This is a genomic window from Acinetobacter sp. WCHAc010034 (assembly GCF_001696615.3).
Lineage (GTDB): Bacteria > Pseudomonadota > Gammaproteobacteria > Pseudomonadales > Moraxellaceae > Acinetobacter.
On the sequence record NZ_CP032279.1, the window covers coordinates 2061684 to 2080881 of the forward strand.

The 19198-nt window shown below is 49.5% G+C and carries 17 protein-coding genes and 3 tRNA genes; 12 read left to right on the forward strand and 8 right to left on the reverse strand.

What is annotated here, in order from left to right:
- From BEN74_RS11430 to BEN74_RS11440, 3 genes are read right to left on the reverse strand one after another with little or no spacing between them, the layout of a single operon-like run.
- On the reverse strand, positions 1–1020 hold the full coding sequence (locus BEN74_RS11430; protein WP_068913501.1) for a FecCD family ABC transporter permease: 1020 nt from the start codon (positions 1018–1020) through the stop codon (positions 1–3).
- A 15-nt stretch (positions 1021–1035) separates the two neighbouring features.
- A complete protein-coding gene (locus BEN74_RS11435; protein WP_162898180.1) occupies positions 1036–2028 on the reverse strand; it encodes an ABC transporter substrate-binding protein in 993 nt (330 codons plus the stop codon).
- A 5-nt stretch (positions 2029–2033) separates the two neighbouring features.
- Positions 2034–2840 (reverse strand): siderophore-interacting protein, encoded by an 807-nt coding sequence (locus tag BEN74_RS11440; protein WP_068913503.1) that lies wholly within the window; start codon positions 2838–2840, stop codon positions 2034–2036.
- Between the two features lie 247 nt (positions 2841–3087).
- Here BEN74_RS11440 and BEN74_RS11445 point away from each other — a divergent pair, with 247 nt between their 5' ends.
- A complete protein-coding gene (locus BEN74_RS11445) occupies positions 3088–4401 on the forward strand; it encodes a condensation domain-containing protein (protein WP_228200345.1) in 1314 nt (437 codons plus the stop codon).
- Between the two features lie 27 nt (positions 4402–4428).
- Here BEN74_RS11445 and BEN74_RS11450 read toward each other — a convergent pair whose 3' ends face one another.
- Entirely contained in the window at positions 4429–5202 is a 774-nt protein-coding gene (locus BEN74_RS11450; RefSeq protein ID WP_068913508.1) for an SDR family oxidoreductase, read from the reverse strand.
- 163 nt (positions 5203–5365) lie between these two features.
- On the opposite strand from BEN74_RS11450, the gene BEN74_RS11455 reads away from it, so the two are divergent.
- From BEN74_RS11455 to BEN74_RS11505, 11 genes are all read left to right on the forward strand, one after another.
- On the forward strand, positions 5366–6592 hold the full coding sequence (locus BEN74_RS11455) for an isochorismate synthase (protein WP_068913511.1): 1227 nt from the start codon (positions 5366–5368) through the stop codon (positions 6590–6592).
- Between the two features lie 13 nt (positions 6593–6605).
- The gene (locus BEN74_RS11460; RefSeq protein WP_068913513.1) at positions 6606–8270 is read left to right on the forward strand and encodes a (2,3-dihydroxybenzoyl)adenylate synthase; all 1665 of its coding nucleotides are present in this window, start codon (positions 6606–6608) and stop codon (positions 8268–8270) included.
- 16 nt (positions 8271–8286) lie between these two features.
- Positions 8287–8937 (forward strand): isochorismatase family protein, encoded by a 651-nt coding sequence (locus BEN74_RS11465; protein WP_068913515.1) that lies wholly within the window; start codon positions 8287–8289, stop codon positions 8935–8937.
- 2 nt (positions 8938–8939) lie between these two features.
- Positions 8940–9164, forward strand: a complete 225-nt coding sequence (locus tag BEN74_RS11470) for a phosphopantetheine-binding protein (protein WP_228200346.1) — start codon at positions 8940–8942, stop codon at positions 9162–9164.
- 138 nt (positions 9165–9302) lie between these two features.
- A complete protein-coding gene (locus tag BEN74_RS11475; RefSeq protein WP_068913519.1) occupies positions 9303–10469 on the forward strand; it encodes a type III PLP-dependent enzyme in 1167 nt (388 codons plus the stop codon).
- Between the two features lie 245 nt (positions 10470–10714).
- Positions 10715–11254, forward strand: coding sequence for an RNA polymerase sigma factor (locus tag BEN74_RS11480; RefSeq protein WP_068913521.1), 540 nt, complete (start codon positions 10715–10717; stop codon positions 11252–11254).
- Position 11255: 1 nt separating this feature from the next.
- A complete protein-coding gene (locus tag BEN74_RS11485) occupies positions 11256–12260 on the forward strand; it encodes a FecR family protein (RefSeq protein ID WP_068913523.1) in 1005 nt (334 codons plus the stop codon).
- A gap of 146 nt (positions 12261–12406) precedes the next feature.
- Positions 12407–15094, forward strand: a complete 2688-nt coding sequence (locus tag BEN74_RS11490; protein WP_086374304.1) for a TonB-dependent siderophore receptor — start codon at positions 12407–12409, stop codon at positions 15092–15094.
- Between the two features lie 174 nt (positions 15095–15268).
- On the forward strand, positions 15269–16072 hold the full coding sequence (locus BEN74_RS11495; protein ID WP_068913527.1) for a factor H binding protein domain-containing protein: 804 nt from the start codon (positions 15269–15271) through the stop codon (positions 16070–16072).
- A 137-nt stretch (positions 16073–16209) separates the two neighbouring features.
- Positions 16210–17742, forward strand: a complete 1533-nt coding sequence (locus BEN74_RS11500) for a surface lipoprotein assembly modifier (protein ID WP_162898181.1) — start codon at positions 16210–16212, stop codon at positions 17740–17742.
- 2 nt (positions 17743–17744) lie between these two features.
- A complete protein-coding gene (locus BEN74_RS11505; protein ID WP_068913532.1) occupies positions 17745–18032 on the forward strand; it encodes a transcriptional repressor in 288 nt (95 codons plus the stop codon).
- A 294-nt stretch (positions 18033–18326) separates the two neighbouring features.
- Here BEN74_RS11505 and BEN74_RS11510 read toward each other — a convergent pair whose 3' ends face one another.
- The 4 genes from BEN74_RS11510 to BEN74_RS11525 form a co-directional block, all read right to left on the reverse strand.
- Positions 18327–18509, reverse strand: coding sequence for a hypothetical protein (locus BEN74_RS11510; RefSeq protein WP_068913571.1), 183 nt, complete (start codon positions 18507–18509; stop codon positions 18327–18329).
- Between the two features lie 372 nt (positions 18510–18881).
- A tRNA-Gly gene (locus BEN74_RS11515) sits at positions 18882–18957 on the reverse strand.
- Between the two features lie 45 nt (positions 18958–19002).
- Positions 19003–19078: transfer RNA gene (locus BEN74_RS11520), tRNA-Gly, on the reverse strand.
- 47 nt (positions 19079–19125) lie between these two features.
- A tRNA-Gly gene (locus BEN74_RS11525) sits at positions 19126–19198 on the reverse strand.

Here is a 19198-nt window from a genome sequence, read left to right on the forward strand (position 1 = left end):
TTACTTCTCCAGCTGCACAATATTCTGCAGGTTATTCTGCCGCACCATCCAGATCAGCACCGGTGCGCCCAGCAGGGTCAATAAAATGCTGACCGGCGCCTCAAACGGCTGCACCACTGTTCTCGCCAGAATATCCGCAGCCAGCAGCAGCGCCATGCCGAAATAGCCGCTGTACAGCAGCTGCTGCTGAATTGAAACGGCTCCAATTGCCCGCGCAAAATAAGGCGCAATCAGCCCTAAAAAGGCGATCGGCCCTGTCAGCGCCACGGCGCTGCCGGTCAGCAGAACCACTGCAAAAATGCAGGCCAGCTCTAAAAGCTTCAGATTCAGTCCCAGGCTTTGCGCCAGCTGGTCGCCGACCAGGCTTAAGGCCAGCGGGCGGATGATCAGGCAGGCGGTGATGATGCCGACAGCGATGAATCCGGCTGCAATCAGCAGAAACTGCGGTTCAACGCGGTTCAGCGAGCCTAAAACCCAGAAGCGGTATTCATCCAGCCCATTCTGGAATTTCAGCAATAAGGCTGCCATCAGCCCTTGAAACGTGCTGGCAATGGCAAGCCCAGCCAGCACTAAGCGGGTGAGCGAGCTGTAATCGGCCTGATTTTTAGGCGTCAAAGCGAACACCAGCAGCGCGCTGATGAAGGCGCCGAAGATGGCCCAGAAAAACAGGCTCAGCCCATGAAGCTGCAGAATAACGGCAATCACAACCGCTAAGGATGCGCCGCTGTTGATGCCGATTAAGCCGCTGTCTGCGAGGGGATTTTTCAGCAGATTCTGCAAGATCACGCCCGAAATGGACAGCGCGGCCCCCACCAGCAGCGCTGCCAAAGTGCGCGGGATGCGCAGTTCAAGCAGCGGCTGCAGCGGCGCCAGGCTCAGGCTGGATAGGCTGTGCCAAAGCAGCTTGAAGCTGTCCGCGGCATTGGGCGAACCGGCCCCGTAAGTAATAGACCAGACTGTCAAAACCGCGAGTGCGGGGAATGCAAAAAGCGGCTTGAAGCTGAGAGACTGAAAAAGCATTTTTAGCATAGCAGCTTATGATTTCGGCATGTGCGCCAAGACATCTGCTACGGCCTGATTCGCTGCATTCGGACCGCCTACGCCGGTCCACATCGAAGCATCAACAGCAAAGTACTGATTGTTTTTAACCGCTTGAAGGCGCTTAAATTCCGGAAACTTATTCAGCTCATTCAGCTGCTGTTCCGGCGGCAAGCTGCTGCCGATAATGATCCAGCCGGCGTCGATCTGGTCATAACGTTCCCGGCTGATCGGCGCAGAGTGGCTGGCGCCGGCCTGCTGCTGCTGCGCCGGGCGCGCCAGCCCTAAGTCGGATAATACCTGGCTGGCGAAGGAGTCTTTGTACATATAAATCGGGCCATTTGCCGTCCAGCGGGTGACGCTGACGGTCTGCCCCTGCTGATCTGCCAGTTTGGCTTTGGCTTGCTGAATATTCTGCGCATAGGCTGCCAGCGCTTTGTCCGCGCTTTCCTGCCGGTTGAGGATTTCCGCAACGCGCTTGAAGCTGCTTTTCCATGATTCGCCGCGCGCAAAGCTTACGGCCGTAGGCGCAATCTGATTAAGCTGGTTAAGAAGCTGCGTATCAATCATGCTTCCGGCAATGATCAAGTCTGGCTGCAGCGCGAGAATGGCTTCCATGCTGGGCTGGCCAAAATTGCCGACGGAAGCCACCTGCTGGGTCTGCTGCGCCAAGTAGGGCTGGAAATTGCTTTGGCCGCGCACATAGGTGCTGCCTGCAGGCACAATCCCCAGGGCAATCGCGCTGTCTAAATCCAGTTCGCTGAGCACAACCACTTTTTGAGGATGCGCAGGCACGCTGACTTGGCGGCCCAGCGCATCGGTGATCTGCCTTTGCGCCGAACTGGCGCTCTGTTCCTGCGGCGCTGCATTTCCTGCAGCGGAGGATGCTGCTTCATTGGGTTTTGAGCAGGCGCTCAGCAGCGCAGCCAGAGAGATCATTGCCAAAGACGCCGCCTTCGGCAATGTGCTGTTATTTTTTTCAATATGCATAAAAATCATCCTTCATCATCCATGACGCTGTGGCGCTCATCATGATAGGTTTCTTCACTGTGGCCGCGCTTCCAGTAAGGAACCGCATATAAATTCGCTTTGCTTATGCTGTACTGCTGCCTCAAAATTTTCCGCAGCGCCACCACGCGGGTGTTTTCGCCGGCAAGGGTGACGGAGATGCTGCTGCTCCAGTCCAGATTTTTAAAGGAGCCGGCAGCCGCATCCTCAAATGCCTGATCAGCGCTGATCCAGTGAATCTGCACGCCTTGCGGAGCGCTTAACGGCTGCTGATCGGAGGCCTGCTCTATCTCAATCCAGGCTTCGCCTTGCGCATCCGCGCGCAGCTGCTCCAGTGAGGCCGCGATCATCGGCAGCGCGGATAAATCGCCGATAAAAATAAAATAGTCAGCTTCAGGGTTGAATCTTGCCGGCCCGCCCGGCCCGGCTAAGCCGATCACATCGCCTTTTTGCGCATGCACCGCCCAGTTTGCGGCGGTGCCGAAGTCTGCATGGCGCACAAAATCGACAACCAGCAGCTGCTCATCTGCAATGAAATCGCGGATGGTATATGTGCGTGTGACAGGCCTTTTCCCTTCCGGCCAGACGATTTTTCCAAGCTCATTGCGGTAGGGCAGCAGGGGCATGGCGCTCCGCTGCTCCGGGAAAAATAATTTGATGTGCGCGCCGGCTTCATCCAGCGGAAAATCAGCAAACTTGTCGCTGCGGAAATAAATGCGCTGCATATGGGGAGAAATCTGCACAGAGGAATGCACTTGAATATGCCGCGGCGCGGTATTGGGGTTGGTAGCCATTTTTTAATCTGCTGTTGTTATTCCAAATGATCAATAAAAAGTTGATTGTCCGGGCAGTTTATAGCCAGTTTGAGCCGGCTGCAAGGTTAATGACATTAAATTGCATTTGTTAATGATAATTATTATTCTTTTGCGCTATTCTTGCAGAATGCTGGCCGCAGCGCATGAACGGAAATTCATCGCCAGTTTAACGGCAGAAATTTTTTAAGAAATAACTCGTTTGATCAATGGTGCTTATATGCAGGAAATGAAGACATTACAGCCATTAACCAGAGCGCAGCACAGCATGTGGCTGGGCCATAACTATCATGGAAGCCTGCCATTTCACACGGCGGAATGGCTGGTGATTGAAGGGCCGCTGGACAGGGAATTATTCCATCAAGCGGTTGCCCTGACTTTGCAGGAAGCCAAGGCGCTGCATTGGCGCGTCATTGAGCAGGACGGCAAGTTTTACCGCAAGGATGATGTGGAAATTCAGGCGCCACGCTTTATCGACTTGTCCCAGCTGAATGAAAAAGCGCTGAATGAATGGGTTGAGCAGCAGGTGCAGCCGGCTTTTGACTTAACGGCAGGGCATTTGTATGACTATGCTTTTGCGTATCTGGATGATCAGAAGTATGGATTATTCCTCAGGGCGCATCATGCGGCTTTAGACGGCTATGCCTATGGGCTGCTGATCAGCCGCTTTATTGACTACTATCAGTCCCTGAAAAACGGGACAGACTTGAAGAATAAAGCCTTTGAGCATTACGGCAAATTTATTGAAGAAGAGCAGCGGTATATCGGGTCGGAAAAAGCGGCGGCCGATTTAGCATTCTGGAAGAGCAGCTTTTCCGGACCGCAGGCGCCGCAAAAAAGGCTGAAGCGCCGCCTGAATGAGCCGTTTACCCAAGGCTACCGTTTTGAAGACGTGATTGCTGCCGGCGTGCAGCAGCAGCTGAATGCGCTGGCAAGCGAGCTGAAGCTGCCAAGCGCGATGATTGTGATGGCGGTTTTCATGGGCTACATAACAAAGCAGCTGGATGACCCGCAGCAGTGTTTCGGCATCCCGATGCTGTCGCGCTTAGGCACGGCCGCCATGCGGATTCCCTGCCTGACGATGAATATTCTGCCGCTGCGCCTGGGCGCGCATGGCGCAGAAAATTTAAAAGATCTGGTGCAGCTTTTGGCCTCGCGCTTTGCGGAAATCCGGCCTTATCAGCAGAGCTATTTTGAACAGATGCGCTTTGTTCTGGATGATTTTGAGCCGTTTGAAAATATCCTGTTTGGCCCTGTGGTGAACTGGATTCCGTTCCCCCTGCCTGAATTTTTCGAAGGCTGCCGCTTGCAGAAAACCACAATTTCAGCAGGCCCGATTGAAGATTTTGACATGGCGGTTTCCAATAAAATGGTTGACGGCCAGGAGCGCCTGTATCTGGCGATAGACGGCCATCCGGAACTCTATACAGCGGCCAGTCTGGAAGAATACTGGCATGACTTCATGAAGATGCTGCAGCTGTGGCTGATTCAGCCTGAGCTGGCCCTGAATGAGCTTGAAATTGGCAAAAAACTGCCGGACTGAAGCCGGCAGCGGGGCGCGGCGGCGGCTTTAGACTCCTAAGGTTGCGCCGCCGTCCACCACAAGCTCATGCATGGTGATTTGCCTGGCCTGATCAGACAGCAGGAACAGCACCGCATCGGCAATATCCTGCGGTTCCGCAATTTTGCCTAATGGAATGCCGCTGCGGTACTGCTCAAGGCTTCCTTCAATAATGCTTTCCGGCGGCTTGCTGTCTGTCCAAAGCTGGCGCTGCATTTGGGTCAGCGTGGAGCCGGGGAGGACTAAATTGCAGCGGATTCCATGCGGGGCAAGCTCTAAAGCCAGATTTTTAAAATAATGACTGACCGCAGCCTTGGTGGTTGCATACAGCCCCATGCCCAGCCGCGGCACTAAAGCGGCGTTTGAGCTGATGCTGACAATCGCTCCGGATCTATGCGGGAGCATCTGCTGCGCCACCCATTGGGTCAGCTGCGCCGGCCCGATGAAATTCGTATTCAGGCTGTGCAGCCATTGCGCTGCGGTGGTATCGAGCAGGCTGCCCATGTCTAAAATGCCTGCTGCATTGACCAGGCCGGAAATAGGCGTTTCCGCAAATCTGGAATGCTGAATCCGCTCAATGAGGGATGCCGTCTGCTGAATATCATGGCTGATGGCTTCAAAGTTTCCGGCCTTTTGCGCATCCGGCTGGTTAAAAATATCCCATGCACTGGGCTGCGGATGAATGTCAATTCCGATCACAAGGTGATTATCTGCCAGAAGTTTTTCAACAATCGCCGCGCCGATGCCCCGCGCTGCGCCAGTCACAATAAATAAGCCGGCCATTTTTTTGATCCTGATGATTTTAACAAAAAATTAACGATAATAGATATCATTTGATAATGATAACCATTATATTTATAGTGTTCAACTGCCTTGAGGCCTTTTAAGGCCGCGGCGAATAGGTCGATTCAATAAAAACATCTCCCTGATATATGTGAGAGAAAATATGCTGTCAGTAGAGCCATCGGTATTTAAAAATGCAATTGGGATTAAAAAGGAAGAACTGCTCAAGGAAGACCGCGCAGGCTTTGTTTTTGCAGCGCCAACGGGGATGATTTCCAGCAAGAAAATCATTCAGAATATTGATTTCAAGCGTTCCGCAAGCCTGGATTTCCTGGAGCAGCAGAAGCAATGGCTGCAGCAGGCAAAGCAGCAGCTGGCTGAACGGATTCAGGAGCAGGGCAATGCTGAGCTGATCATTGCCGGCAGCCTGCCGTTTGATACGCGCGACTTGCCGGAACTTTCTATTGCTGAAGCCAAAAACACCCATCTGGCGGAGATCTTTGAAGCCGGAAATCAGGCGCTGCAGGCCGCGGCAGTTGAAGCGAAGCTGCTCCCAAAGCATGCGGACTATGTGGACGGCGTCCGCAAATTAGTGGAGCTGATGCAGACCACTGAACTGAAAAAAGCCGTGCTGGCGCGCGCAATAGATTTAAAAACTGCTGAAAAAATTAATATTGCTGAACTGTTTCACCGCTTATTCATGTCAAATCCGGAAGGCTACACTTTTGCATTAGCGCAGAATCCTCAACAGGACGGGTGGTTTATGGGCGCCAGCCCGGAGCTTTTGGCTGCCAAGCAAAATGAAAATGTCTTCAGCCATCCTGTCGCCGGGACGCTGATCCGGCGTGAAGATCATGCGGAAGATCAGGCGCAGGCGGAACGCCTGCTGGCCTCGGCAAAAGACCAGTATGAACACAGCCTGGTGATTGAAGCGATTGCCGATCAGCTGGCGCCGCTGTGTAAAACTTTAACCATTCCCAAGTCCCCGTCCTTGATTAAGACGCAAACCTTATGGCATCTGGCGACCCCGATTCAGGGCAAGCTGAAAGACCCTGAGCTGCATATCTTTGATCTGGTTTCCATTCTGCATCCAACGCCTGCGGTATGCGGCCAGCCCGCCCAGCTTGCAAGAGCGCTGATTTCGGAGCTGGAGCCTTTCCAGAGAAATCTTTTTGCCGGCACGATGGGCTGGAGTGACGCCCACGGCAATGGCGCATGGTCGGTGAATGTGCGCTGCGGGCGGATCTGCGATCAGTCTGCCCGGCTGTACGCCGGCGCCGGCATTGTTGAAGCCTCTCAGCCTGAGCTTGAGCTGGATGAAACAGCCGCCAAATTTAAAACAATGTTCAACGCTTTGGGCCTGAAAGCCGAAGAATTGGTTTTCATTTAAAAGGTTTTTTGTCATGCAGGATCATCAATTGGCTGAAGCACCGCTCTGGGAAGGGATTGTGCAGTATCCGCCTGAGTTTGCAGAAAAATATATTGCCAAAGGCTACTGGCTCGGCCAGACCATCAGCGGTTTCTTTAATGAATGCGCGCAGAAATACGCCAAAAACACTGCAGTTATCAGTGCGGAAGAGCATTTAAGCTATGCCGAATTGAAGCGGCAGGTTGATCAATTCTCTGCCTATCTGGAACAAAAGGGCTATCAGGCCGGCGACAGCCTGGTAATCCAGCTGCCGAACATCATCGAGTTCTTTATCGCCTATTTTGCCTCAATCGGCATCGGCATGCGCCCGGTGATGAGCCTGCCCGCGCACCGCCATGCGGAAGTGAGCCATTTTATTGCGCAGACAGAAGCAAAACTCTATATCTGCGCGGAGCGGCATTCGGGCTTTGACTACCGCACCTTAGCCCGGGAATGCCGGCAGCGCTGCCCGTCTTTGCAGCAGGTGATTGTGGTGGGGGAGCCGGAAGAGTTTGATCCGTGGCCGGATGTTTCCGCATTTCCGGAGCAGCATGCCGGCGCGCCAAATATTACCGCGCGCCATGTGGCGTTTTTTCAGTTATCCGGCGGCAGCACAGGAACGCCGAAACTGATTCCCAGAACGCATGACGACTATCTTTACAGCGTGCGCGCGAGCGCTGAGATTTGCCAGCTGGATGAAACATCGAAAATGCTGATGGCGCTTCCGGCGGCGCATAATTTCAGCCTGAGTTCGGCCGGTTCGCTGGGGCTGTTTTTTGCCGGCGGAACACTGGTGCTGGCCAAAGAGCCTTCGCCGAATACCTGCTTCGCATTGATTGAAAAGCACCGGATCAGCCATGCTGCGCTGGTTCCGGCCTTAGCGGCCAAGTGGGCGGAAACGGTGCAGCAGGGCGCGGTCAATATCTTTGCAGGCCTGAAGGCTTTGCAGGTCGGCGGCGCGCGCCTGCCTGACGCATTGGCGCGCCAGTTGATTGAAGAATATGGCTGCCGCCTGCAGCAGGTCTTCGGCATGGCGGAAGGCCTGGTGAATTACACGCGCTATGATGATTCCGCCGAGAGCATAATTTCCACGCAGGGCAGCCGGATCAGCGCGGATGACGAAATTAAAATTGTCGATGATGAAGACCGGGAATTGGCTGCCGGAGAGGTCGGGCATCTGCTGACGCGCGGGCCGTATACCATCCGCGGCTATTTCAAGGCGGATGAGCACAACCGGAAGGCGTTTACCCGTGACGGATTTTACCGCACCGGCGATTTGGTGCGGATGACTGAGGACGGAAACATCATTGTTGAAGGCCGCAGCAAGGATCAAATCAACCGCGGCGGAGAGAAAATTGCGACTGAGGAAGTTGAGCAGGCGCTGAATCTGCATCCGCAGGTCATGCAATCCGCTTTGGTGGCTATGCCGGACCGGATGCTGGGTGAAAAAAGCTGCGCATTTATACAGTGGCGCAGGGAAGAGCAGGACCCCAGCCTTGCCCGGCTGAGCATGCAGCTGCGGCAGCATGTCCGAGCATTTGGCTTGGCGACTTTTAAAATCCCAGATCATATTGAATTTATTGAAGATATGCCATATACGGCCTTAGGGAAGATTGACAAGAAAGAACTGAGGCAGCGCCTGGTTCAAGCCTTAAATTAAACAGACAGGTAAAGAAATGACGATTCCCCGCATAGCAAGCTATCCCATGCCGCAGCCCGGCAGCTTTCCTGCAAACAAAGTGGACTGGACGGTTGAACCGGACCGGGCGGTACTGCTCGTTCACGATCTGCAGCAGTATTTTTTAGACTTTTATGATCAGGCTCAGGCGCCGATTCCTGAGCTGATCAACAACTGCCGCAGGCTGATTGATCATTGCCGGGATGCCGGCATCCCGGTCTATTACACGGCGCAGCCGGGCGGCCAGAGCCCGGAGCACCGGCAGCTGCTGACGGATTTTTGGGGCAAAGGCCTGGCGCCTGAAGAAAATCTGGTGCAGATCATCCCGAGCCTGCAGCCGGCAGAACAGGATACGGTTTTAACCAAATGGCGCTACAGCGCTTTCAAGAAAAGCGACTTTGAACAGCGGATTAAAGAGAGCGGCCGCGATCAGCTGATTATCTGCGGCGTCTATGCGCACATCGGCTGCCTGCTTACGGCAGCCGAAGCCTTCATGCTGGACATGCAGGCGTTTCTAGTTGGCGATGCCCTGGCCGATTTCAGCCTGGATGAGCACCGGATGGCGCTGAACTATGCCGCCGGCCGCTGCGCCAAAGTTGTTGATGCAGATTCAGTGATTCAAGCCGTGAACCTGAGAGCGAAAAGATGAAAATGGAACAGTTGAATTTGACTGCAGTGCGCCAAGCCGTCGCCAAGCAGCTGAATATGGATGCGCAGGAAATTCAGGATGATGATGATTTATTCATGCTGGGGCTGGATTCAGTCAGCTTAATGACCCTGGTGGGTTTCTGGCGCGATGCAGGAATCAGTATCGAATTTCAGGATCTGGTGGAAACGCCGACGGTGCAGGACTGGCTGCAGCGCTTAAGGCAGTAGCCTGCATGTTTTAGGGCAATAAGCTGACTGGAGCTTATTGCTTTTGTTCCAGAGGCTGAACGCCTGTTTAAAACTGCCTTGACCCGATAAAAGGCAGGCTCACTGACAACCATCATATTGCACAAGCGCGGATTTTCTATGCAGCTCGAACACTATTATTCATCAAAGCAATGGCAGAGGATTCAGGATTTTTCTGCAGCCAAAAACAGCCCATTTTTAGTGGTTGATTTGGACCGGATCCAATTTAAATACGAAGAATTAAAGCAGTGCTTTCCATTTGCAGACATTTTTTATGCGGTAAAAGCCAATCCGGGTATGGAAATTATTCAGCGCTTGCGCAATATCGGCTCAAATTTTGATGTGGCGTCGACATATGAGCTGGACCGCGTTTTGGCAAGCGGTGTGCCGCCTGAGCGGATTTCTTTCGGAAATACCATCAAAAAAGCGGCGGATGTGAAATATGCCTATGACAAAGGGGTGCGCTTATTTGTCACCGATGCGCGCGCGGATCTTGAGCAGATTGCAAAGTTTGCGCCCGGATCGCGGGTTTTTGTCCGGGTTCTTGTTGAGTCCGGCACAACTGCGGAATGGCCGCTGTCCAGAAAGTTTGGCTGCGACCCGGATATGGCGGTTGATTTGATGGCTGCAGCCAAGACGCTGGGATTAAAGCCTTACGGCGTTTCCTTCCATGTCGGCAGCCAGCAGAAAGAAGTCACCGTTTGGCGTACGGCATTGGACGCAGTCAAGCAGGTCTTTGAAACCTTGGAAAGCCGGCATCAGATTCAGCTTGAACTGATTAATATGGGGGGCGGATTCCCGGCGCGCTATTTGGCGGAAATTGACAGCCTGCAGGCTTATGCAGATCAGATCAAGATGTATTTAAAGCAGAATTTTGACCGTGAAATCATGCTGTTTCTGGAGCCGGGCCGGTCATTGGTCGGCGATGCCGGAGTGATTGTTTCGGAAATTGTCTTGATTGCCAATAAGTCTGAAAAAGACTCTAAGCGCTGGGTTTATACCGATGTCGGCGTGTTCAATGGCTTGATTGAAACCTTGGGCGAAACCACCAAATATCCGATTTATACGCCCAAAATGCAGGCTCAAGCTGAAAAGTCTAAAGTGGTGCTGGCAGGGCCAACCTGCGATTCTACAGATATCATGTATGAAAAAATTCCTTATCAGCTGCCCTTGAATTTGACGATCGGCGACCGCCTGTACTGGCTGAGCGCGGGCGCTTATACGGCGTCGTATGCATCGGTTGAATTTAACGGCTACCCGCCGCTCAGAACCTTCTATCTGGAATGATTCAGCACTTGCATGGACGGCCGCTGTTCCGGCAAAAATAGCGGCGCCTGAATATGCGCAGGCAGCAGGCTTTTACAGAAGCCTGCTGCTTTTGATCTCAATGCGCTTTGCCCTGATGAGCCGGCATTTGAAATTTCCGCAGCCGCGCGGGCAGCCGGAAAAACAAAAAGCCAATATGATAATGAAAATCATTATTATTTGTGTATAATCGCTGCTATTCATAATCTGAATAAAAGGCGAGTAAAATGACAGGCTTGTCATCCAGTCCTCAGAATGCTGAACAAATTTACTGTTTTGACCGATTTTATCAGCAAAATTACCAATGGCTGTACAGCTGGCTGAACCGCACCTTGCGCGCGAATAAGCACAGCATAGAAGATATTATGCAGGATACCTTCTTAAAGATATTTATCCATGCGGATAGCGGCGAAAAAATCAAAGAGCCCCGGCCTTATCTGGCGACAATTGCTAAAAACCTGATTCTGAACCAGATCCGAAGAAAAAAGATAGAAGAGGATTATCTGCGGCTTTTAGCGGAGCAGGAGGAAGCGCTGGACTGCTCGCCTGAGCAGATTGTGACGGTGCTGGAAATACTGCATAAGGTTGCCGATATACTGGCGCGCCTGCCTGAACGCCAGCGCCTGGCCATGATCATGCACTATATTGAAGAAATGCCGCAGACCGCCATCGCCAGCCGCTTTGCCGTTTCACGCAAAACCATACAGCTGGATTTGGCAAAAGCGCTGCTGTTCTGCCACCGCCACCTTAAATTCATGCATTCATAATATGCCTGAAAAGCATTCATCATCAGATCAAGCGCCGGATGACCGCCTGATGGAGGAGGCTGCATTGTGGCTGGTCAAAATGAGCAGCGATGAATGCACTGAAGCAGACGCGATGGCGTATCAGGCCTGGCAAGAAGAAGATCCTGAAAGGGCAGCCTGCATTGAAGCGCTGCAGATGACGCTGGGCCATTTTGACTGCTTGAAACAGCAGGAAAACGCCAAGCCGGCTGTCAGCGCTTTAAATGCGGCTGCGCATCAGACCGAAAAATCATTATGGCTTCTGCGCTCGGTCATTCTGTTTGCGAGCACAGCGCTTATTGCAGTGATGACTTGGCATATCCTGCCGGCCAATGAATGGCTTGCAGACACCCGCAATCCTTATGATCAATGGCGCAATCAGCAGCTGAGCGATCAAAGTGAAATTAAAATCAGCGGAGAAACCGCTTACGATATCCATTTTAATCAGCATAAGCGGATTATCCAGCTATACAAAGGCAATATTTTGGTGGAAGTCGCCAAAGACGCGTCCCGGCCTTTTATTATTGAAACGGAATACGCCAAAATCACTGCGCTGGGAACGCGCTTTATTGTGCATCAGTATGAAAATGCGACGCTGTTAACCATGCTGGAGTCAAAGGCTAAGGTTGCAATACCGCGCGGCGCTCAGGGGGCGGCATCGCCGGATGAAATTATTGAAGCCGGGCAGCAGGTGCTGATTGCTGAAGGGCAGGGCATTATTTACCGCTCGAATATTTCTCCTGAACTGTTTGAAACCGCATGGCAGCAGAAAATGCTGGTGGTGCAGAACATGCCTTTGCCTGAAGTGCTGGGCATTTTAAAAAGCTATCACCATCAGAACATTGCCTTTGATCATCAGGATCTGTCAGGCATCAGCGTAACCGCGGCGCTGCCGTTGGAGCATTCAGCATTGGAGCTGCTTGAAAACAGCCTGCCGATTCAAGTCAGTGAAAATATTTTCGGCAGCCTGAATGTTGTTAAAAAATAATATAGATCAATAGATTATAAAAAATACTGCAGAAAATTGAAAATTCAGGTTCCCACTTGGCGCTCTCAAGTGTCTTATCTAATGAGAAGGATAATAATTCTCATTAAATATTAAGATTCAGTTTAAGCACCAGGGGGCCACTTTCAATGACTAAGAGCAATAAACCGATATCGTTTGTGCTTAAGCCGATAGTTCTGTCGATACACATCGCATTGGCTGCGGGATTATCTGCTGCATCGATGAGTGCCTTCTCCAAAGAAATCAGCGCTAAAAATTATCAGATTGCGGCGGGAGATTTGTCGGCAGCGGTAAATCAGTTCGCCATTCAATCCGGCGTTGCATTATCGAGCGATAACGCCCGCTTGAGCGGCCTTAAGACAGCAGGATTAAAAGGAACATATACTGTAGAGCAGGGCTTGCAGAAGCTGCTGGAAAATACCCCTTTGCAGGCCAAAAAAATAAATCAGGGCTATGTGTTGGCGGATAAAGCCAGCAGCCAAAAAGCCAGCCCTGCGGCAAGTACAGCCGGTTCAGTCCACAACAGCAATGCAGCAGATAACAATAGCCAATCCGCTGCGCGGCTGGATACGATTGTGGTAACGGCTTCAAGCGGCACAGATTTGGCAGGTGAATCTAAAAACAACTATACCGTCAGCCGCTCAAGCAGCGCCACAAAGCTTGATTTGGCGCTTAAAGATACACCGCAAAGCATCACCGTCATTACCAATAAGCAAATAGAAGAACAGGCATTAACCGATGTCAATAAAGTCCTGGAAAGCACGCCGGGGGTGACGGTGCAGAACTATGGCGTGCCGGGCGCGGGCCGGACATCTTTTTACTCCCGCGGCTATGAAATTAACAACGTGATGGTGGATGGCGCGCCCACGCTGGTGAGCGGCAGCCGCGGCATGGAGCTGCTGGCAGGCTATGACACAGTCATCTATGACCGGGTGGAAATAACCCGGGGCTCAAGCGGCTTAAGCACGGGAACGGGCGACCCCTCTGCCAGCCTGAACTTTGTGCGCAAGCGCCCGGGCCTGGAAGCGGAAGGCAGCGCCAAAGTCAGTTATGGACGCTGGAACAAGAAGCGGGTTGAGCTGGATGTATCGCAGCCATTTACTGATGATGCCGGCATCCGCGGCCGTTTTGTCGCGGCCTATGGACAGGGCGACAGCTATATTGACCGCATTAAAGAAGAAAGCAAAATATTCTATGGCATTGTAGAAGCAGACCTGGGCGATAAAACCACAGTCGCGGTAGGCGGGACATGGTTTGACAAAGATGTGGATGACGCCAGCCCGCATATGACTGCAGGAGCGACACATAGTTCACAAAGTGTGGGTGTATTTGACGGCGGACGCAGCTGGAATGCCGCCACGGACTGGTCTTATGCGCATACCCGAAGCTGGAATGGCTTTTTTACCATAAATCATCAATTGAATGATGCCTGGAAGCTGGCGACGAATTATCAATATAGTGAAACCGCGCCAGATCGACTTTGGGGAATAGTCGGTGCAGACTCATATAATGCAACTTATAATACGGCAAGCTATAATAGCACCAGTGTAAGCCGAGAAAATACTGAATCTAAAATACATAATCTGGATATCAGCTTATTAGGAAAATTTGACCTGTTTGGACGCGAAGCTCAGATTGCTACCGGTATAAATGGCTATCAATCTAAGACTTTTGATCCGCTCTATGATGTATCTTATAATACTGTGTTTTTTTGCAAAGAAGGCGGGCGTAATCGAAGAAACTGTATTAACTTGGATAATTGGAATGGTAATATAAGATACCCTGATAATAATATATATCGCGGTTATCATTATGATGTCAAAGAAAAACAGTATGGGTATTTTTTCAGCACAAAGTTTGAACCGCTGCAGGATTTAAAGTTAATACTGGGCGCCCGGTATAATAAATACAATATAGGGAAAGACACTAGAAGTAATACGAATAGCATTGTTCCATCCTATACTTATGATTATAAGCCGCAAGATAAATGGATACCTTATGCCGGGCTGATTTATGATATTAATGATCAGCTTTCAGCTTATGCCAGCTATACAGGCATTTATAAAACCCAATTAGAAAAAGATATCAATGATCAGTTTTTGCCTTTTATTGAAGGCAACTCTTATGAGCTTGGCTTAAAAAGCGCATTATTTGATGATCAGCTGAACCTGCATACTGCAATTTTCAGAATGAAAGAGCTAAATACCCCATATAGAATGTTTTATGTACCCAAAAATCCAGACACCGGCCAGCAGTACAGCTGTACGCCTGTCACAGGTATGCTTTGTGATATTAAATATGCTGCTGATGGCCCAATTATTTCCGGTTTTGAAATGACAGCTCAAGGAAAATTAACAGATCAATGGCTGATTAATGCAGGCTATACCTATCTGCATGTAGAGCGTCCAAAAATGGATGAGAATGGTTCATATGACGCTATGTTAACCGGAGATAACAGCTATGAACGCCCTAAGCATGCCATAAGCCTGTCGACCAGTTATCAAATCATGGATGCCTTAACTATAGGCGGATCAGCCCGTTGGAAATATAAAACAACACAAGGAATTAGTACTTGTCTGCCGTTAGGAAATGGCACAGAAAGTTGTACATCTGATAAAGATAAAATAGGTAATTTAATAGGAAATCAGGGAAGCTTTACAGTTTTAGATTTAATGGCGCGCTATCAGATCAATGAAAATTTTGCGGCAGGCTTAAATATTAATAACTTGTTTGATAAGACCTATAAAAAGAATCGTTTATCCAGCCTTTATGGTGAGCCGCGCAATATCGCGATCTCATTAAGCGCTAAATTTTAAAATAAGGAGACAGATAATGACTTGGCCATAAATCTATAAAATCATAACTGAACAGTATATTTTTGATGGAAAAATTAATTTATAAAATACTGTTTTGTGATTTCGCGGGTTAAATATATTCCATCAACGAAGAGAAAAAAACGTCACAATAAATTGATTTAAAAGGTATATAAAATGGGTAATATTACATTGAAAACAGGTTTAATTGCTGCAGCTCTACTGGCAACTTCATTTGCTTCCGCTGGTGTTGACTTTAAAACCAATTTGACCAGCTATAATTTCCAAACTGAATCGGCGAATGTATTGGGCGGTTATAAAGGCAATTTCAAATATAATAATGTCGAATATGGTGAAGATAAGAATGCTGCACTGAACTTGACAACATTAGGTTCAGGTCTTACTCGTCATGCGCGGAGCTCAGGCACAGCAAATGCAACCTATGTTTTTTATAAGCAGGCCAATTCTGTCGTAATCGGCAATGCGGCCCGCGGTTTAAATGACTTTGAAGACCGCCAATTTACTAAGGCTGTAGTGGGTACGCCGACAGTAAAAAGTACATTGCCGGCGACTGCAACTTATACTTATAAGGGTGATGTCTTCAATCACATTAACAGTTCAGTGGGCGGTTTAAATTATACCGTGAATGTAAATAATGGCAGTGTGACGGGTTCCGGTTCTGTTTCAGGCATTACAGGTCAGCGGCCTTCAGGCGGTGTTGTTGGTCCATATACAATTAATGGTACGCTAAATGCTGTTACCTTTGATAACAACTTAAAAGCAATAGGCAGTGCAACATTAACTTATGCTGATGCTGCTGGAAGTAAAGTTCTGCAAGATACCAAATATGATATTGGCCTGTTTGGCGCAGGCGCGGCGGAAGTAGCAGGCGGTATTTATACTGATGCAGCGACTGCAGCTACATCAACAAATAATCTTCAAGAGCTAACAGGCGGTTACGGTTTTGCCGGCAAGCAGTAATTTTATAGGCGCCGTTTTAAATAATTGCTGGATGCGCTTTGCTGCATAAAGGCATATCCGTCTTTTTATTTTCCACAACTAGGTAAATGATTATCATTTACCTAGTTGTTATATTTATTCTTCATAAAATTCCCGTCATGAAACTTTCCGTCAAGAAAAAACAGCAGTTTAGCCATGCATATTTTGGCTATCAAAATATTTCGGTTCCAATCGTTCCCTTGTTTTTGATCGGCGGCCTGATCATGCCGCCTGTTGAATCTGGCCATGCGGCTGCGCCTGAACCTGCGCTGGCGGTCATTCAGCCATTGGATAATCTGGATAAAATCTCTTCAGATTTAACCAATGCCAGCCGCTACCGCGCGCCGGATGAGCAGCATAAAAAAGCGCTGGAAGATCATGAGCAGAAGCGCGAAAAACCGGTCAATGTCACAGATGAAGAAGTAAAAAATAATCCGCAGATTGCTGAAATTATTATTCAGGCTTCAATCCAGAACCGGGACTGGAAAACACTGCAAAAAGTGCTGCCGCTCTACCGCCAGTCGCCGCAGCACGACCCGATGCTGGCGCTCTATGCCCAGGGGGCAGTATACCGCCAGCAGGGCAAGCATCGGCAGGCGATCGAGCAGTATCAGAACATGCTGGAAAAAGACGCCAGCCTGGATTATGTGCGCTTTGATCTTGGGGCTATGCTGTTTGAAAACCGCCAGTACCGCCAGGCGGAAAAAATATTTTTACAAACGCAAAGCAATCCTCAAGTTGAGGATAATTTCCGCATTCTGGCAGGGCAGTTTTTAGCGCAAATCAACAAGCAGGAAAGAACCCACGGCAAAGCCCACCTGCGCATGGTGCATAACGATAACGTCAATCAAACCACCGAAGGCCGCTTTTTAAATTTCGCCGGGCTGGTTTTTGAAAAGACCCCGCCTATTGCATCCCTAGGCACGAATTATGCGCTGGCTTTAGAACAGGAGCGCAATTTAGCGGGCAATCATTTCCTCAACTGGAACCTGTCGGCGGATGGCTTGAATTATGCAAGCGCGCATGATTTTGATGAGCACGGCCTGAATATCGATCTAAATTATAAATGGCAGGATATTAAATCCTGGTTTCATTTCGGGCCGACATTTGAATGGCGCTGGCTGAATCAGGAGCGCTATATTGATACTTATGGAGTATCTGCGGGCTATGGGCGCTGGCTGTCGCCGCGCTGGCAAGCGAACCTGAATGGCCGCTGGATCAATAAAAGCTATAAAGACTTGAATTATCAAATATTCAATGGGCAAACATTCAACGCCTCTTCTTCTGTGATGTATTTGCTGGCAGCGGACACCGCGGTTTTCGGCGGGCTGAGTTTTCAAAAAGATGATCTGGAAAGAAAATCCGAAGGTTTTGACCAGTATGGAGTCAATTTAGGCATTTATAAGCAATGGGCAAACGGCTTGAATGCTGTTTCAAGCGCGCAGCTTGCATCGCGCAGCTATGGCCGGTCATTAATGAACAGGAAAGATCAGCGGCTGAATGCAAGCATCAATATTGGGCATAAAAAAATCAATTTCTTCAATGTCGAGCCAAAACTGGGGTTCCAGTATGACGATGTGGACAGCAATATTGACCAATTCTATACCCGGAAAATCCAGCAGTGGACGCTGACGTTTGAGAAGAAGTTTTAACAATGAATTATTTGAATATAAAAAATCAGGAAGCGGCAAAGCTGTATGAGCTATTGTGCGATTCTAATTTGCAGGTGACGATTGCCCGCCTGGTCATTCTTGGAATTATTAAACAGTCTGAAGATGAGTTGACCGCTGCGCAGATCATGCGCCATACCGCTTTCCGGACTGCCAAAATATCATTTGGCGTTGTGTATGCGACTTTAAATACTTTGGAAAAAGCCGGGTTAATCGAGCGCTTTAAGCAGGGCAGGGAGCAGGCGCGTTATGCATTTCATTTGAGAAGCTAGCCTTATCAGGCGGCGCTGCCATGCATTGCGGCAATGCAGGATGTCCCGGCAGTAAAAGACTTTAGCGGAAAATCATGAGGGGCTGAGAATCAGCCAAAGCGGGCATGGGGAGCCTTTATAAGCGCAGCATGGAAAGCTGCTTTTGCAGATTTAAACCTCGGCATGATCATTTAGCGCAGAGTTTGCCTAAGCGGTTCAGCAGAAATCCTCTTCGGCTTTCTAAGCTCCTTGCATAAATAAAAAGCGCCGGATTTTCCCAGCACTTTTATGGCATTGATGCGGATACAATCCAGCTTAATGAGGGTGCTTGTAGTTGCTGGTCGTATCATGATGCTGATGATAATGGCTTGATTTATGCATTTCATGCTCATCAGACTTATCTTTAGGATTTTTTTGCGGCTGACTGTCATCTGGACTGGTCTGTTGTTCAGTTTTTTCAGATCCTGATTGATCTTTGGGGTGCTGGCGCTTGGTCATTTTATTCATCCTTTGCTAAAAGTATAAAATTACCGATTCTTTAACTGACCCAATTAGCATGCGCGGAGGCAAAAAAAAGATATAGTTTCATATTGTATCGGCTTTGTTGCGCAAAGGCGGCCTGCGGAGGGCTTGAATAAAACTGCCCTTTAATCCGGGCTATTCCTTTCTGTTTGATTCCAGCTTTTGCCATTTCCGGCACAGCTGCAATGCCGGCTTAATTTCAGCCCGCCTATGTATTTTTTTAAGCGTAGCATGGATTGCCTTTATACAGGTGCCACGGGAATGGTTTTGAATGCGCTATTCACTTTTGAAAAATAATAAATCAGCAATAAAAAAAGCCCCGATCTTTCGATCGGGGCTTTTTGAATTTGGAGCGGGAAAGGAGACTCGAACTCCCGACCCCAACCTTGGCAAGGTTATGCTCTACCAACTGAGCTATTCCCGCGGAGTCTATCCCGTTTTTTAAATAAAAAACCGAATGAAAAAATTTTGGAGCGGGAAAGGAGACTCGAACTCCCGACCCCAACCTTGGCAAGGTTATGCTCTACCAACTGAGCTATTCCCGCGGAGTCTATCCAATTTTTTAAATAAAAAACCGAATGAAAAAATTTTGAGCGGGAAAGGAGACTCGAACTCCCGACCCCAACCTTGGCAAGGTTATGCTCTACCAACTGAGCTATTCCCGC

Excerpts from the sequence above, each read along its gene's own strand:
- BEN74_RS11430 (WP_068913501.1), bottom strand. The coding sequence starts at position 1,020 with ATGCTTTTTCAGTCTCTCAGCTTCAAGCCGCTTTTTGCATTCCCCGCA.
- BEN74_RS11435 (WP_162898180.1), bottom strand. The coding sequence starts at position 2,028 with ATGCATATTGAAAAAAATAACAGCACATTGCCGAAGGCGGCGTCTTTG.
- BEN74_RS11440 (WP_068913503.1), bottom strand. The coding sequence starts at position 2,840 with ATGGCTACCAACCCCAATACCGCGCCGCGGCATATTCAAGTGCATTCC.
- BEN74_RS11445 (WP_228200345.1), top strand. The coding sequence starts at position 3,088 with ATGAAGACATTACAGCCATTAACCAGAGCGCAGCACAGCATGTGGCTG.
- BEN74_RS11450 (WP_068913508.1), bottom strand. The coding sequence starts at position 5,202 with ATGGCCGGCTTATTTATTGTGACTGGCGCAGCGCGGGGCATCGGCGCG.
- BEN74_RS11455 (WP_068913511.1), top strand. The coding sequence starts at position 5,366 with ATGCTGTCAGTAGAGCCATCGGTATTTAAAAATGCAATTGGGATTAAA.
- BEN74_RS11460 (WP_068913513.1), top strand. The coding sequence starts at position 6,606 with ATGCAGGATCATCAATTGGCTGAAGCACCGCTCTGGGAAGGGATTGTG.
- BEN74_RS11465 (WP_068913515.1), top strand. The coding sequence starts at position 8,287 with ATGACGATTCCCCGCATAGCAAGCTATCCCATGCCGCAGCCCGGCAGC.
- BEN74_RS11470 (WP_228200346.1), top strand. The coding sequence starts at position 8,940 with ATGGAACAGTTGAATTTGACTGCAGTGCGCCAAGCCGTCGCCAAGCAG.
- BEN74_RS11475 (WP_068913519.1), top strand. The coding sequence starts at position 9,303 with ATGCAGCTCGAACACTATTATTCATCAAAGCAATGGCAGAGGATTCAG.
- BEN74_RS11480 (WP_068913521.1), top strand. The coding sequence starts at position 10,715 with ATGACAGGCTTGTCATCCAGTCCTCAGAATGCTGAACAAATTTACTGT.
- BEN74_RS11485 (WP_068913523.1), top strand. The coding sequence starts at position 11,256 with ATGCCTGAAAAGCATTCATCATCAGATCAAGCGCCGGATGACCGCCTG.
- BEN74_RS11490 (WP_086374304.1), top strand. The coding sequence starts at position 12,407 with ATGACTAAGAGCAATAAACCGATATCGTTTGTGCTTAAGCCGATAGTT.
- BEN74_RS11495 (WP_068913527.1), top strand. The coding sequence starts at position 15,269 with ATGGGTAATATTACATTGAAAACAGGTTTAATTGCTGCAGCTCTACTG.
- BEN74_RS11500 (WP_162898181.1), top strand. The coding sequence starts at position 16,210 with ATGAAACTTTCCGTCAAGAAAAAACAGCAGTTTAGCCATGCATATTTT.
- BEN74_RS11505 (WP_068913532.1), top strand. The coding sequence starts at position 17,745 with ATGAATTATTTGAATATAAAAAATCAGGAAGCGGCAAAGCTGTATGAG.
- BEN74_RS11510 (WP_068913571.1), bottom strand. The coding sequence starts at position 18,509 with ATGACCAAGCGCCAGCACCCCAAAGATCAATCAGGATCTGAAAAAACT.